Annotated in this window: 11 protein-coding genes, 2 pseudogenes and 1 other annotated feature; of the genes and pseudogenes, 10 read left to right on the forward strand and 3 right to left on the reverse strand. The window is 60.5% G+C overall.

Annotated features, from left to right (window positions below):
• Positions 1-24 precede the first annotated feature (24 nt).
• The 7 genes from V1471_RS11665 to V1471_RS11695 all read left to right on the forward strand — a co-directional run bounded on the left by V1471_RS11665 (position 25) and on the right by V1471_RS11695 (position 6,428).
• Positions 25-861 (forward strand): alpha/beta fold hydrolase, encoded by an 837-nt coding sequence (locus V1471_RS11665; protein ID WP_434288931.1) that lies wholly within the window; start codon positions 25-27, stop codon positions 859-861.
• A gap of 143 nt (positions 862-1,004) precedes the next feature.
• Complete coding sequence (locus V1471_RS11670; RefSeq protein WP_434288933.1) at positions 1,005-1,337, forward strand: 5-aminolevulinate synthase; 333 nt, start codon at positions 1,005-1,007, stop codon at positions 1,335-1,337.
• 59 nt (positions 1,338-1,396) lie between these two features.
• Positions 1,397-2,299, forward strand: a complete 903-nt coding sequence (pcaD, locus tag V1471_RS11675) for a 3-oxoadipate enol-lactonase (RefSeq protein WP_434288934.1) — start codon at positions 1,397-1,399, stop codon at positions 2,297-2,299.
• A complete protein-coding gene (locus V1471_RS11680) occupies positions 2,292-3,023 on the forward strand; it encodes an alpha/beta fold hydrolase (RefSeq protein ID WP_434288936.1) in 732 nt (243 codons plus the stop codon). Before pcaD ends, V1471_RS11680 begins: the two co-directional genes overlap by 8 nt.
• A 52-nt stretch (positions 3,024-3,075) precedes the next feature.
• Entirely contained in the window at positions 3,076-4,287 is a 1,212-nt protein-coding gene (locus tag V1471_RS11685; protein ID WP_434288937.1) for a TCR/Tet family MFS transporter, read from the forward strand.
• 108 nt (positions 4,288-4,395) lie between these two features.
• Positions 4,396-4,584: a hypothetical protein gene (locus V1471_RS11690; RefSeq protein WP_434288939.1), complete on the forward strand. Its 189-nt coding sequence runs from the start codon at positions 4,396-4,398 to the stop codon at positions 4,582-4,584.
• Positions 4,585-4,913: 329 nt separating this feature from the next.
• Positions 4,914-6,428 (forward strand): acetyl-CoA hydrolase/transferase family protein, encoded by a 1,515-nt coding sequence (locus tag V1471_RS11695; RefSeq protein WP_434288940.1) that lies wholly within the window; start codon positions 4,914-4,916, stop codon positions 6,426-6,428.
• Positions 6,429-6,575: 147 nt separating this feature from the next.
• Here V1471_RS11695 and V1471_RS11700 read toward each other — a convergent pair whose 3' ends face one another.
• Complete coding sequence (locus tag V1471_RS11700; RefSeq protein ID WP_434288941.1) at positions 6,576-7,874, reverse strand: NAD(P)/FAD-dependent oxidoreductase; 1,299 nt, start codon at positions 7,872-7,874, stop codon at positions 6,576-6,578.
• A 186-nt stretch (positions 7,875-8,060) separates the two neighbouring features.
• Between V1471_RS11700 and V1471_RS11705 the strand changes: the two genes are divergently transcribed.
• Together V1471_RS11705 and V1471_RS11710 are read left to right on the forward strand one after the other, a co-directional pair.
• Positions 8,061-8,852, forward strand: a complete 792-nt coding sequence (locus V1471_RS11705) for an IclR family transcriptional regulator (RefSeq protein ID WP_434288943.1) — start codon at positions 8,061-8,063, stop codon at positions 8,850-8,852.
• A gap of 675 nt (positions 8,853-9,527) precedes the next feature.
• Positions 9,528-10,525 (forward strand): annotated as a pseudogene (locus V1471_RS11710) (IS3 family transposase).
• Between the two features lie 1,432 nt (positions 10,526-11,957).
• On the opposite strand, the pseudogene V1471_RS11715 reads toward V1471_RS11710, so the two are convergent.
• Together V1471_RS11715 and V1471_RS11720 are read right to left on the reverse strand one after the other, a co-directional pair.
• Positions 11,958-13,194: pseudogene (locus V1471_RS11715) on the reverse strand (IS3 family transposase).
• Positions 12,763-12,876, reverse strand: a sequence feature (AL1L pseudoknot). Its footprint overlaps the pseudogene before it by 114 nt.
• Positions 13,195-13,248: 54 nt before the next feature.
• Entirely contained in the window at positions 13,249-14,163 is a 915-nt protein-coding gene (locus V1471_RS11720) for a LysR substrate-binding domain-containing protein (protein ID WP_434288945.1), read from the reverse strand.
• Between the two features lie 204 nt (positions 14,164-14,367).
• Here V1471_RS11720 and V1471_RS11725 point away from each other — a divergent pair, with 204 nt between their 5' ends.
• Positions 14,368-14,679 (forward strand): Dabb family protein, encoded by a 312-nt coding sequence (locus V1471_RS11725; RefSeq protein WP_434288947.1) that lies wholly within the window; start codon positions 14,368-14,370, stop codon positions 14,677-14,679.
• The last annotated feature ends 32 nt before the right edge of the window (positions 14,680-14,711 follow it).

A 14,711-nucleotide genomic window follows, 5' to 3' on the forward strand; every position in this document is an offset into this window, starting at 1 on the left:
AGTCTGCGCCCAAAGGAGACCGCCATGGTTCAGCACTTCACCACCAAAGACGGATTGAACCTCGCTTATGACGTTCAGGGAGACGGCGCACCCCTGCTCTGTCTCGCGGGCCTCACCCGAAACATGGACGATTTCGAGCCTGTGGTGGACCATTTCGCCGACCGCGCGCAGGTCATCCGCCTCGACAGCCGCGGTCGGGGTGCTTCCGATTACGATCCGGCCTTCATGAATTACACCATCCCCCAGGAAGCGGCGGACGCTTTGGCGCTGCTCGATCATCTCGGGCTGGAGCGGGCCGCGATCCTCGGCACCTCACGCGGCGGGCTGATCGCCATGGGGCTGGCCGCGACGATGAAACACCGTCTCACCGGCGTGCTCCTGAACGACATCGGCCCGGACCTCGACCCCACGGGTCTCAGCCATATCATGGACTATCTCGGTCGCCCCTCCGCCTATAAAAGCCTCGACGATGCCGCCGAAAAACTGCCGAAAGCCCTCGGCAGCCAATTCCCGAACGTCACCCGCGACCAATGGCGCAGCTATGCGCGGCGGATCTGGCGCGAGGGCGCGCGGCGGCTGGAACTGCGCTACGACCCGAAACTGCGCGACGCGATCGAGGCCCAAAGCGTCACCGGCGCGGTCGATCTCTGGCCCTTCTTCGACGCCTTCGAGGGCCTGCCTCTGGCCCTGTTGCGCGGGGAGAACTCCAACCTCCTGTCGCGCGCCTGCGTCACGGAGATGCAGCGCCGCCGCCCCGATATGATCGCCGCCGAAGTCAAAGACCGTGGCCATGTGCCGTTTCTCGATGAACCCGAAAGTCTCGATGTCATCGCGCGGTTTCTGGCGGCCCTCCCCGCCTGAGCCGTCCAAAGGACAGGCATACCCGACTTGACCCAAGGGAAATCAACGCCGATCATGGCCGTATCTTCGCGGGACGCGGGCCGCGTTTTCCTGTTCAGGTCCGCTGGCGAAGGTGTTGATCAGTACTTTGTTTTCGGTGTCCCATGTTTGCGCTTCCTTCGCACCATCTGGTGTTCCTCCTCTTCGTCGGGGCGGGCTATGCCCTCGCCACCGTCGGAATGAAACTCGTCGCCACCTCCGGCGCCCTGCCCTCGCCCTTCGGTCTGTGCCTGATCGTTGCGGGGCTTCTGGCCGCGATCACCTTTGAAATCATCCTCATGCGACAGGCCCCGGTCGGCCAGCTCTATCTCATCGTCATCGCGGTGGAGACCGCCATCGTCCTGAGCTTTACCTGTCTGATCGGTGAGGAGATCACGCCCCGTCTGGCGCTCGGCATGGGCTTCATCTTCATCGGCCTCGCCACGGTCGCGCATTGAGCAGCCATTGAGCCCGCCCCTCGCCCCGCCTATGCTGGCCCCGAACCAAGGAGGGCCAGATGCGGATCGGGATCGGAGAGCTGTCACTCAATGTCGAGATGAGCGGGCCGGAGGACGGCGCGCCCGTGGTCTTCGCCCATGCGCTCGGCACCAACCTGCACCTCTGGGACGCGGTGCTCCCGCATCTGCCCGGCGGCCTGCGGCTCATCCGCTACGACCTGCGCGGGCATGGTCTCTCGGATGCGCCGAAAGGCCCCTATGCCATGGGGACGCTGGTGCGCGACGCGGAGCGGCTGCTCGACACGTTGGAGGTGAAAGACGCAGTTTTCGTCGGCATTTCCATCGGCGGTCTGATCGCACAGGGGCTCGCGGTCAAGCGGCTCGATCAGGTGCGGGCGCTCGTGTTGTCGAACACGGCGGCCAAGATCGGCGCGCGCAGCCTCTGGGACAAACGCATCGCCGAAATTCGCGACAAGGGGCTTCAAAGCACCGTCGCCCCCACGCTCGAACGCTGGTTCGCCCCCGGATTTCGCAAGACGGACACCGCGAAACGCTGGGGTCAGTCCATTCTCGACACCCCGGTCGAGGGCTATCTCGGCTGCGCCGCCGCCATTGCCGGGACGGATTTCTATACGCCCACCTCGGGGCTGCGCCTGTCCTGTCTGGGCATTGCGGGGGGCTATGACGGATCGACCCCGCCCGATCTGGTGCGCGAAACGCTCGGCGTCATTCCCGGATCGCGGTTCGAGTTGATGCGCCGCTCCGGTCATCTGCCGCCCGTCGATGCGCCGGAGGACTATGCCGCGCTTCTAAGCCAGTTCCTGACCGAGATTGCCCATGTGAAACGCGATCCCAATCCGCATGATCACATCCCCGATCTCGGGTCCGGTCACGACCATCATCACCACGATCATCATGACCATCACGATCATGATCATTCCGGAGGCTGTCACCATGACTGACCCGAGCGTCCTCCTGATCCACGGCTCCGCCCATGGCGCGTGGTGTTGGCGCGATCTTCTCGCGGAATTGCACGCCCGTGGCCTCAAGGCCCGCGCGCTCGACCTGCCGTCTCATGGCGCGGATCGAACGCCTTACGACGAGATCGGCCTCGACAGCTATCGAGACGCGATCCTCGCCGACATCACAACCTATGGCGACCGTCCCATAGTGGTCGGTCATTCCGCCGGAGGCTATGCCATCGCCGCCGCCGCCGAGGCCGCCCCCGACCGCATCGCCGCGCTGGTCTATCTCTGCGCCTATGTGCCCGAGGACGGCATGAGCCTTGCCGACATGCGCCGCGCGGCGCAGGACCATCCGGTGCTCGGCCTGATCGAGAAGACCGAAGACGGGCGGGCCTATCGCTTCAAACCCGAGGCAAGCGTCGAGGCCCTGTGTCACGACTGTTCCGACGAGGTAAAAACCTACGTCCGCGATCATATCGGCCCGCAAGCGATCCGCCCGCAGGAAACGCCGCTGCGTGTCACCCCAGCCTCCACCGCCCGGCCCCGGCATTATGTCATTTGCGAAAACGACCGGGTGATCCCGCCCGCCGAGCAACGCAAAATGTGTACGAACTGGCCCGAGGGCACCGTCCACACTCTCCCCTCTGGCCATTCCCCCTATTTCGCCCAGCCCGCGCGGCTGGCCGACACGCTGGCGCATATTCTGCACCGGAGCGGATAGACAGAAGCCCCCCGACAGGTCACAAAGGCCGGGTTGTTTTCAGGAAAGCCCCATGCCCCGCAATCTGCCGCTGATTTTCATCGTCACCACCGTGCTGATCGACGGCATGGGCATCGGGCTGATCTTTCCGGTGCTACCGACCCTGATCCGCGAGTTGACCGGCCAGACGCTCGCCGATGCCGCACTTTGGGGCGGGGTTCTGGCCACCGGCTTTGCCGTGATGCAGTTCTTCTTCGGGCCCCTCGTCGGCAATCTCTCCGATCGGTTCGGACGCAAACCCGTGCTGATCGCAGCGCTTTTCGTGATGATGATCGACTATCTGATCATGGCGCGGGCGCATACCATCTGGCTCTTGCTAATCGGCCGATTGATCGCCGGGATCTCCGCCGCCACGCCGGGCACCGCCGCCGCCTTCATGGCCGACATCTCCAGACCCGACGAGCGCGCCCGCAATTTCGGCTATGTCCACGCCGCCCTCGGCATCGGCTTCGCCCTCGGCCCCGTGATGGGCGGCATGCTCGCCACCGTCGACACCCGCGCGCCGTTTTATGCCGCCGCCGCCATCGCCGGTCTCAACATGGTCTTCGGTATGCTCGTCATGCCCGAAAGTCTCGCCCCCGAAAAACGCCGCGCCTTCGACTGGCGTCGCGCCAACCCCTTCGGCGCTTTCCGCGCCATTGGGCGGCTCAAGGGCCTCACCGGCCTGCTCATCGTCTTCGCCCTCTACGAAACGGCCTATTTCGTCTACCCGGCGGTCTGGTCCTTCTATACCGAGGAACGCTTCGGCTTCGACACCGCCACCATCGGGCTCACGCTCTTCGCCTTCGGCGCGACCATGGGGCTGGCACAGGCCGTGCTGGTCGGCCCTTTGGTCAAACGCTTCGGCGCCTACCGCGTGGCGATGGGCGGCATCCTGCTCGACGCACTGGTGTTCCTCACCTTCGGCCTCACCACAAGCGTGCCGATGGTCTGGATCATGTCCGTGCTCTCCGGCATTTCCGCGATCTCCATCCCGGCGCTGCAATCCATGATGAGCGGCGCCACCCCCGACGACCAGCAAGGCGAGTTGCAGGGCGTCACCGGCTCGCTCGCCGCCCTCGCCACCATCGTCAGCCCGCTCGTCATGACCGAGATTTTCGCGACATTCTCCCGCCCCGACACCGGTCTCTACCTGCCCGGCGCGCCGTTTCTGCTGTCGCTGATGATCGTCCTGATCGGTGGCGCAATCCTCTGGGCCTGGCAACGGCGACACGGGCGGATCTGACCCCACAGCTGCACCGCCTGTTCACACTTCGTTGACCGGTTTGATCTGGGTACGAGACGCCCACGCGATTCCGTGTTAGACTTCCCACACGAAAAAGGAGGAAAAACCATGACACGCCATATCACCGACACGTCCCATCGTGCCCCCGGCAGCGGTCGCCTCGTGCATTTCCTGAAACTTGATCGCGGCGCAATGCGTGCGCGCATGTGGGACAAAATGGACCGGGATCGCAAAGAAGCGAAAACGGCGTCCCGCGTGAAACAGTTCCTGCGGATCGACCGCGGCCAAAGCGCCTGAGTCGTCTTCGGGTCTCCCGATGCGGGTCCGTTACAGACGGGCCCGTTTCACCACCGCACAAGCGGAAAACGGTTTGCATATTCTTGTTAAAAATGATTTGCAAACCCCTGCCCTCAAATCCCGATTGCAAATATTGATTCAAAAATCTGTGCACAGATGCATACCGGGTATGCTCCTGCAAAAATCCCGCAAAAGTGACTGGAAGCCCCCCGCGTCCCGCGCATAGTGCGCGCAATGAAGGACAACTCGGGGAGGAGGCTGGCCTTAGAAAATTTCACCCCCTCTCCACCTGACTGCATTCCATACCAGAGCTTAATGGAGAGATCGTCGTGACCACTGCCCGCCGCCCCGTGCCGCAATCCCTGCAATCCAAGATCATGTCCGCCGAAGATGCCGCCAGCCTCGTCGAGAATGGCGCCACCGTGGGCATGAGCGGGTTCACCGGCTCGGGCTACCCGAAAGAAGTGCCTCTGGCGCTTGCGGCCAAGATCGAGGAACGTCACGCCCAAGGCGAGAAATTCCGCATCAAGATCTGGTCCGGCGCCTCGACCGGCCCCGAACTCGACGGTGCGCTGGCCAAAGCCGACGGCATTGATTTCCGTCTGCCCTACAACTCCGATCCGATCGCCCGCGAGCGGATCAACAAGGGCGAGATGCGCTATTTCGACATGCACCTGTCGCAAGTCGCCCCGATGGCATGGCAAGGCTTCCTCGGCAAGCTCGACACCGCCATCGTCGAGATTTCCGGCATCACCCCCGAAGGCGATCTGATCCCGTCGTCCTCCATCGGCAACAACAAAACCTGGCTCGAATGCGCCGACAAGATCATCCTCGAGCTGAACTCCTGGCAGAGCGAATACCTCGACGGGATGCACGACATCTATTACGGCACCGCCCTGCCGCCGAACCGCGTCGGCATTCCGCTGATCAAGCCGGACGACCGCATCGGTCAGGCGCATTTCAAGGTCGACCCGTCGAAAATCGTCGCCATTGTCGAAACCGATACGCCGGATCGCAACGCGCCCTTCGCCAAGCCCGACAAGACCGCTCTGGACATCGCCGGTCACCTGCTTGAGTTCCTGAACCACGAGCTGAAAATGGGCCGGATGCCGAAAGAGCTTCTGCCGCTGCAATCGGGTGTGGGCAACGTGACCAACGCCGTGTTGGCCGGTCTTCTGGACAGCCCGTTCGAAAACATGACCGCCTTCACCGAGGTGATTCAGGACGGCATGCTCGACATGCTCGACGCAGGCAAGCTGCGCATGGCTTCGGCCACCGCCTTCTCGCTCTCGCCCGAGGCCGCCATGAAATTCAATGCCGAGGCCCATCGCTACCGCGACAAGCTGATCCTGCGTCCGCAGGAAATCTCCAACCACCCGGAGCTGATCCGGCGTCTGGGCTGTGTCGCGATGAACGGTCTGATCGAGGCCGACATCTACGGCAACGTCAACTCCACCCATGTCATGGGCTCGCGCATTCAAAACGGCATCGGCGGTTCCGGCGATTTTGCCCGCAACGCCTTTGTCTCGATCTTCATGACGCCCTCGACCGCCAAGGGCGGCGCGATCTCCGCCATCGTCCCGATGGCCAGCCATGTCGACCACATCAACCAGGACGTTCAGGTCATCGTGACGGAACAGGGCCTCGCCGATCTGCGCGGCCTCGATCCGAAACAGAAGGCCGAGCTGATCATCGAGAAATGTGCCCACCCGATGTATCGCGACATGCTGCGCGACTATTACGAGCGCGCCAAGAAAAGCTCCTTCGGCGGCCACGCGCCCCACGATCTGCGCGAGGCGCTGAGCTGGCACCAACGCTTTATCGACACCGGTTCGATGAAATAAATCTCAAAAGGCCCTCCTCGCGAGGGCCTTTTCATCTCTGCCGTCTCGCTGCCGGAGCCAGACAGGGTCCGACAGATGTCCGACAGATGTCCGACAGATGTCCGACAGGTGTCCGACAAAAATCCGACATCGATTTGAGCCGCTATTTTACCCTCGAAACCGGTCCAGCCGGAACGGCGCCGGATCGACAATGGGCGTGGCTCCTGTGACGATATCCGCCATCAGATGCCCCGCCCCCGGCCCGGTTCCGAACCCATGGCCGGAGAACCCCGAGGCGATATAGAAATTCGGCCGCTTCGGCACTTCGGAAATCACCGGAACGGCATCCGGCGTGGCGTCGATCAGCCCCGCCCAGCTTTGCACCGGCTTGAGTTTCGCAAATCCCGGATAGGCCTTGACCGTATTGGCCCAAGCGTTTTTCAGATCGCGTTTGACGGGTTTGGGGTCGAGCGTCCGCATCAATTCAAACGGTGTGATTTCGTCGTTTTTCCAATGCTTTGCCCGCTTCCAGTCCTCAAAGAAATAGGGCGTCAGGCCGAGGCGATATTCATGCATGGATTTCAGCGCGGTCGGCAGGAAATCGAAAAACAGCCGGAAACTGTCCAGTGTCAGAGGCGCAAGGTTGTCATTGCGGATCGCCACCGAATAGCCGCCGTCAAGACGACGCCGAAACGCGAAATCCGGCCCTCCGACCGCGAGATCGGGCAGGCTCTCGTCGGGCGCTGTGCGCATCACCGTATTGATCACCGGCAGGGTCGGAAACTTCAGCCCCATATTGCCCGCAAACAACCGCGACCAAGCGCCCCCCGCCAAAACGACGGCACCACAACGGATCGCCCCCCGCTCCGTCACCACCCCCGAGATCGCCCCCGCCTCGGTCTCGATCCCGCGCACAGCACAGTGTTGCAGGATCACCGCGCCTTTCTTTTGCGCCGCGCGGGCCATGGCAGGCGCTGCCTTGAACGGCTCGGCCGTGCCGTCTGTCGGCGTATAAAGCGCACGTTTCCAAGGTTTTGCGAGCCCCGGCAGCAGATCGGTGATTTCCGAGCCCTCGATAAACCGCGCCGACAACGCATGCGCGCGCGCATGGTCCATCCATCCCTCGTAAGAGGCGAGCGCCTTTTCGCCATCAAGTAAATATAGCGTGCCGCGCTGCCGAAAGCCGGTTTCCAGCCCGGTAATTTCATTCATCCGCCGCCAAAGCCTGAGGCTCTCCACCGTCAGCGGAATTTCCGCCGCATCGCGCCCCATCGTCCGGCACCAGCCCCAGTTGCGGCCCGATTGCTCGGCCCCGATAATACCTTTCTCGCACAGCGTCACGGAGACACCGCGTTCGGCGAGAAACAGCGCCGTGCTGACACCGATGATGCCGCCACCGATGACGACAACATCGCTGCGGCTCGGCAGTTCTTCATTCCCGGCGACGGGGTCCATGGTAATGCGCATGTGATGCCTCTGAGCTTGGCCCGGACGGTGCGGGACGTGATTTCCCGTCACATTAGGCAAAAATCGACGTGGGATAAGGTTTTTGCTTCATATATTGATAAAAAAAATAATATTTATCATGTTATGAGTAATATAGCCTTTAGAGCACATCCCCTTCTCAGAAACCCGTCGTCAGGAGCACGATAAATGAGCAAACCCGTCTCAGGAACGCAGGCTCTCGACCGGGCTATTGGCCTCATGCGAGTCATCGCAACGGCGCAAAGCCCTGGCTTGACGGCGCGCGAGCTGTCCGAACGCACCGGGCTGACGCAGGCCACGCTCTATCGGCAATTGCAGGCGCTCGAAAAGCACGGGCTGGTGGAAAGCGAGGCGAAACACTACCGGATCGGGCGCGGCGCGTTGTTCTTCGCCGCCGCCGCCTTCGAGGCCAACCCCTTGCACAAGGTCGCCCAGCATCCGCTGCGCCGGGTGGCTCAGGCCACGGGCTGTTCCATCGCGCTGGTGATCGCCCAAGACGCTCTGGCAATGTGTGCCGCCCGCGCCGAAGGCACGTTCAACGCCCGCACGATCTATTCGAATGTCGGGGCAACCGTGCCCCTAGGTGTCGGCTCCAGCAGCCTCTGCCTTCTGGCCGCGCTCGATGATCAGGAGGCAGACCATGTGATCGAGACCAACCGGCAAGCACTGATCGGCCCCTATTTCATGGACGAGCTCGCCCTGCGAACCGCGATCCGTCAGGTTCAGCGCGACGGCTATGCCCGCGATCCCGGCGAAGTGTTTCAGGATGTGTTCGGCCTCGGAGTCCCCGTGCGCTCGCAAACCGGCAAAACCATCGCCGCCATCGGCCTCTCTGCCGTACTCGAACGGGTCGACCCGGCGCGGGAAAAATGGATTCTCTCCGTCATGCAAGACGCCGCCGCGGAGATCGGCAGGTCCGCCAATCCCGTCACCGGATATATTCCCCACAGCCCTCAGTGAGGCGCAACCTGTTACCATAGTACAAGCCCAACCGCCTCAAACATTCTCTGCACAATTGTCAGTGGAGCAAAAGAGTGCACGACATGCAAAACCTGAAATCTAATCACAACGTAAACATCTGTTTTAAATAATAAATTCAATATGAAATTTAACTCGAACCCATAACCGTGCACATTTGGAGCATAAACGCGCAGCATGAATTGGGTCACCCAAACACCGAAATCCATACGCTGACGCCCCGAAAACAAAAAGGCCCGCGCGAATGCGTGGGCCAATTGGGCTCAAAAAGCTTAAGTTTCTCAGGCCGATTTACCGAAATACACGCACCTAATATTTTGCGAAACCAATCCAGCCCCCTCTTCCCGCTTTCTCATTCCCCAGGTCGAAGATTTTCGCGGCCTTGAACAACGGCTCACAATCCTCGGCCGAAAACGGTGAATACCCCGACGGCAAAGACGTTCGATCCGTAAACGCACGGCAGAAATGACAGGTGTCCAGCCGAGCGTCCCTACTGCGGCTTGCGTCTACCAGCGCGTCAATCACAGTTTGGTCTTGCGCCACTGAAGAGGTCCACCTTTTGGGATAGTTTATCCCGTATGATGGAGGACTACTGGGATGGCAGGCAAACGCGAAAAGCCGGAAGATATCGTCATGAAGCTGCGCTAGGTCGAGGCCTTGCAGGGTCAAGGCGCGAAGTTGGCCGATGCGGTGCGCCAGATTGGCGTGACCCAACAGACCTACTACCGCTGGCGGCGCGAGTTTGGCGGGATGAACCGCGATCAGCTCAAGCGGCGGAAGGAGCTTAAGCAGGAAAACACGCGGCTCCGGCGCGCCGTGTCGGTTCTGACGCTCGACAAGCCGATCCTGACCGAGCCCGCAAAGGGAAACTACTGAGCCCTTCGCGTCGTCGCCAGTGCATCGGCCATGTCCGGCAGGAACAGGGTGTTTCCGAGCGTCGCGCTTGTCGGGCATTAGGGCAGTATCGGTCGACCCAACGCAAGATCCCGCTCGGTCGTCAGGATGAAGCCCTGCTGACTGCCGACATCACCGAACTGGCACGCAAATACGGACGGTATGGCTATCGCCAGATCACCGGTTTGTTGCACCAGCCGGGATGGTGCGTAAACCACAAGCGAGTCGAGCGGATTTGGCGACGCGAGGGGCTTAAGGTCCCACAAAAGCAGAAGAAACGTGGACGGCTTTGGCGGGCGGATGGCTCTTGCGTCCGGCTGAGGGCCGAACGGCCGAACCACGTCTGGTTCTATGATTTCGTGCAGGACCGGACGGCGGACGGGCGGGCCGACCGCATGCTCAACATTGTCGATGAATTCACCCGGGAGGCGCTGGTGAACGTAAGCTCAACTCTGTCGACGTGCTACGGCACGGAATTCATCGCGACCAAGCTGCGCAACTGGATTGAGGCGGAGGGTGCCAAAACGGCCTATATCGAGCCGGGGTCGCCTTGGGAGAGCGGACATGTGGAGAGCTTCAACGCCAGGCTTCGCGACGAACTGCTGGATGGGGAGGTGTTCTATTCACTGAGAGAAGCCCAGATCCTGATCGAGCGCGGGCGTCAGCATTACAACACAGTGCACCCGCACAGCTCTTTGGGCTACTGCCCACCAGCGCCCAAAAGCATCGTGCCCATGGATCAGAGGCCCACGATGCACTAACTGTCAAACCGGACCACTCAACTGGGGCAGACCAGATGAGATGGATCAAACCGATGAGCTGATCCTCCATCGTTCCAAACATACGCTCGACATAGGGTTTGTCGCCAGAATGATAGCTCCTGACATCGACCACCTGTGTGCTCGTCCCAAGCAATGCTGTTTTCACAGGAGCATTGCGCAATCCCGCGCCATTGTCATTTCTGACACAAGCCAAACCGACGGCTGGCATCGGGTCAAAATCACACCCATAGATCGTCTTCTCTCGTTCCTTCGAACGTGTCGCCATGCGCAGCGCGTCAAGTGTCGCCTCATGGTTCGGCACGTCCGTGAGTGTCCAACCTAGGGGCATCCGCGTCGCCACATCGAGGACGAGAACCGGCCAAAGGCGGTTGTAGACGTAGTCTTCGATTTCTTCGAGCGCCTCCTTGTCTTCGGCGGATAGAGCTTCCCAACACCCGTGTTTTTTCACGGGCATCAGCAAAGACAATTTGCATTCGTCAATTTCGGCGAGTTCACCGATCATAAGTGACTGAGTGTCGGAATTGCCCCGCGTGCGGCTGTTCGTTGTCGCTCTTTCACCATCGCGCGCAAAGGCAAGCGCTGTGGCTTTGATCATCTTGATATGATCACGAACCGTTTTGTAAGACACACATCCGAGTGGTTCCTGCCCCCGCGCCACGCGTCTTTCATTTTCAAATGTGATAAGCGTCTCTAGACGGCACATTGTCTGAGAAACCTTCGGCTTTTTGCGATCGAGATGCACGTCGTCGATGGCCTGATCAATCAACTCGCGCTCACGCCAGTGGATGCGTGGTCTACGATTGCCTTTCAACCAACTCTGATCGCCCAGTGCCATCTCCTCATAGCCAGCATCGACATAGCGCTCCCAATATTCACGCAATTTACGCCCTTTGGGCATATCAACTTTGAGGCCAATGCTCCCACCGCGCGGAACAATCCAAATCGGACGTTCCGAATAAAGCACTTTTGCCACATCACGAAGTCTTCGACGGTTCTCCATATCATCAAGAGCACGCCCCGGAATCTTCACGCCTGCTGCGCTTAGCGCTTCAATTCCGGCCATAAGTGCCTTGCGGAAGCAAAGATTTTCCCGTCCGCGCGCACTCAATTGATCTCGGTGATACCGCCCACCCCGGCGAATACGCATTCTACTCCCGGAGCCACCAAGCATCAGATTGGAACGAGTTGCGTCGCCCCACCCAGATCGGACAAGGAATTCGTCGGCTGTCCACACCTCGGAACTCCCCGTTTCAACGTCTTCCGCCCGATAGCTCCCGTCTTTTTGAGGATAAAGAAAATGGGAGCTGTCGCCGCTGGTCAACTGGGTGCCAGCAGGCACATGATAATTCAGACGCACACTCATTTTACAGCCTGAACCGCTCCGGGTTTGCCGGAGGCTGGTTGATGTAAGTTACGCGGCCATGGTCTGAGTTACCAGAGCCGTGTGGTAGTTTGCCTCGGCCTCTGCTGGCGGGATTTTTCCGATGGGTTTCAGCAGGCGGCGGCTGTTGAACCAGTCGACCCATTCGAGGGTCGCGTATTCCACGGCGTCGAAGCTGCGCCATGGACCACGGCGGGTAATGACCTCGGCCTTGAAGAGACCGTTGATCGTCTCAGCAAGCGCGTTGTCGTAGCTGTCCCCGACGCTGCCGACGGAAGGCTCGATGCCCGCCTTGGCCAACCGTTCGGTGTAGCGGATTGACAGGTGTTGCGACCCGCGATCCGAATGATGCACCAAACCCGATCCCGGCTGCCGCTGATGAACGGCCTGTTCCAAGGCGTCCAGCACGAAACCGGCGTTGGCTGTCCACCTGACCCGCCACCCCACGCTGCGGCGAGCGAAGGCATCGATCACGAATGCCACGCAAACAAACCCCTGCCAGGTGGCGACATAGGTGAAATCGCTGACCCAGAGCATGTCCGGCGCAGGTACACGGAACTGACGGTTCACCTTGTCCAGTGGGCATGGCAGGGCCTTGCCGTCCTGGCCTTCTGGCCGCGAATAACGCCTTCCAGGTCCAGATCCTTCATCAGCCGCGCCACTGTGCAGCGTGCCACGCCGCCCCCCTCTCGGCCCAACTGCCGCCAGACCTTGCGAACCCCGTAGACCTTGTAGTTCTCCTCGAACACCCGTTCAATCTCAGGGCGCAGAACGGCATCACGCTTGGCCCGACCCGACAGCAGATCAGGGTTCGCCCGCTCGGCCAGAACGTGGACGGGGCAATCGGCAGGCACCTGCAGATCGGCTCGACCCCGATATCCCGGTTCTCTTCGATGAAGGCCATCATGTCCTGGACCGGCGGCCGAGCTCCGCCTGGGCAAAATACGCCGACGCCTTGCGCAGGATCTCGTTGGCCTGCTTCAGCTCGCGGTTCTCTCGTTCCAACGCCTTCAGCTTCTCGGCCATCTCTCTGGACACGCCAGCGCGCTCCCCCCGATCCACTTCAGCCTTCTTGACCCACTCATTCAGTGTTTGCGGTGCGCAACCGATCTTCGATGAAATCGACAGGCTCGCCGACCAGAGGCTCTCATGCTGACCGTTCGCCATTGTGCTCGAACCAATGGCGCATCAATGGCTCACTTGTCCAGAACCAGGCGAACGGCACGCTCGCGCACTTCGGGGAATACTTGTTCGTCGTCTTGCTCATGAGGCTCCATCCTACTCAGGAGTTGGAGCCTTCGGCAAACCCGGAGCGGTTCACTCATGACAGCCAGATGTCCTCGTAGTTGTTTGCCTTGAAATGATCCGACAGGAATTCGATGAACAGCCGCGTTTTGGCAGGCATGTGGCGACGCGCAGGAAAGGCGATGTTGATCGTAAGCTGGGGCAGGTCCCAATCGTCGAGCACACGCACCAGCCGCCCGGCCTCCAGGTCTTGCTGTACGATATAAGAGGGCTGAGCGATGATCCCCATGCCATCCCGCGCCGCCGCCATCAAAAGCTGGCCCTCGTTGCAGGTCAGCGTCGGGCTCACATTGATCGTGGTGCGCGAATTGCCTTTTTGCATGTGCAGTCTCATAGGGTCGTCGGCCAGCATATAGATCATCATGCGGTGGCGTTCGAGGTCCTCGGGGTGGCGCGGCATTCCCATTTCACCGATGTAATCCGGCGAGGCGACAAGACGGCGTCGGGTTTTCGCGAGTTTGCGCATGGTGATCGAGCTATCTTCCTCCACCCGCCGGGTGCGAATGGCGAGATCGACGCCGGTCTCGATGATGTCGTGATACCGGTTCGAGGCCGCGATATCGACATGAATGCGCGGGTATTTGCGGGTGAATTCCGGGATCAAGGGCATCAGATGTAGCATCGAAAAGGACGTCGAGGCTGTCAGCTTCAATGTCCCCGACGGTGAGTGCGACACGCTTCCAACCAGCGCCTCGGCGTCCTGAAGTTCCGACAAGATGGATTTGCCATAGGAACAGAACAGCTCCCCCTCCTCGGTGAATGAAATCCGTCGCGTGGTGCGATTGACCAGACGCACCCCGAGACGTTCCTCCAATGAGGCAAGGTGGCGACTTGTGGCCGAGACGGATTGCCCCAAGACCTCGGCAGCCTTGCTGATACTGCCCTGCTCAACGATCTGCACGAGCACTTCTATTTCCGCAAACCGATCCATGGACCTCCCCTTCCATGATTGCCTCCATGTTTGATGGTAGCGACCACGACCGAAATAATCTCGGATTATTATTGCGAAATAGACAAATATCTTTTCCAAACCGGGCGATTTCTTTCGCTAGGTGGAAAGGTAGTTTGGGAGATCAATGTGATTAAGAGAATGCGCACTGTGGCTGTCGATGCCCGGCGCATCGGGAGGAAGGTCATGATCAAACATATCGTCATGTGGAATATGTCGGGGCAAACGGCGGAAGAGCGCGGTAAGGCGGCGCGGATCGTCAAGGAGAAATTCGAGGAGCTGCGGGGTGCCATTCCGGGCTTGGTCGAGCTTGAGATTGGCATCGACGAAAGCGCCGTGGATTATGCCTGCGATGTGGTGCTCTATTCGGTTTTTGACTCACAGGAGGCGCTCACCGCCTATGCCGATCACCCGCTGCATTTGAAGGTGCGCGAAGACTTGGGCACCCTGCGGATCGCCCGGCATCAGGTGGATTACCACCCTGCGACGCTGACGTGATCAACGCGTCTGAAGTTGGCCCCTTGCGAAGA

The sequence above is a fragment of the Celeribacter sp. SCSIO 80788 genome (assembly GCF_051054295.1).
Lineage (GTDB): Bacteria > Pseudomonadota > Alphaproteobacteria > Rhodobacterales > Rhodobacteraceae > Celeribacter.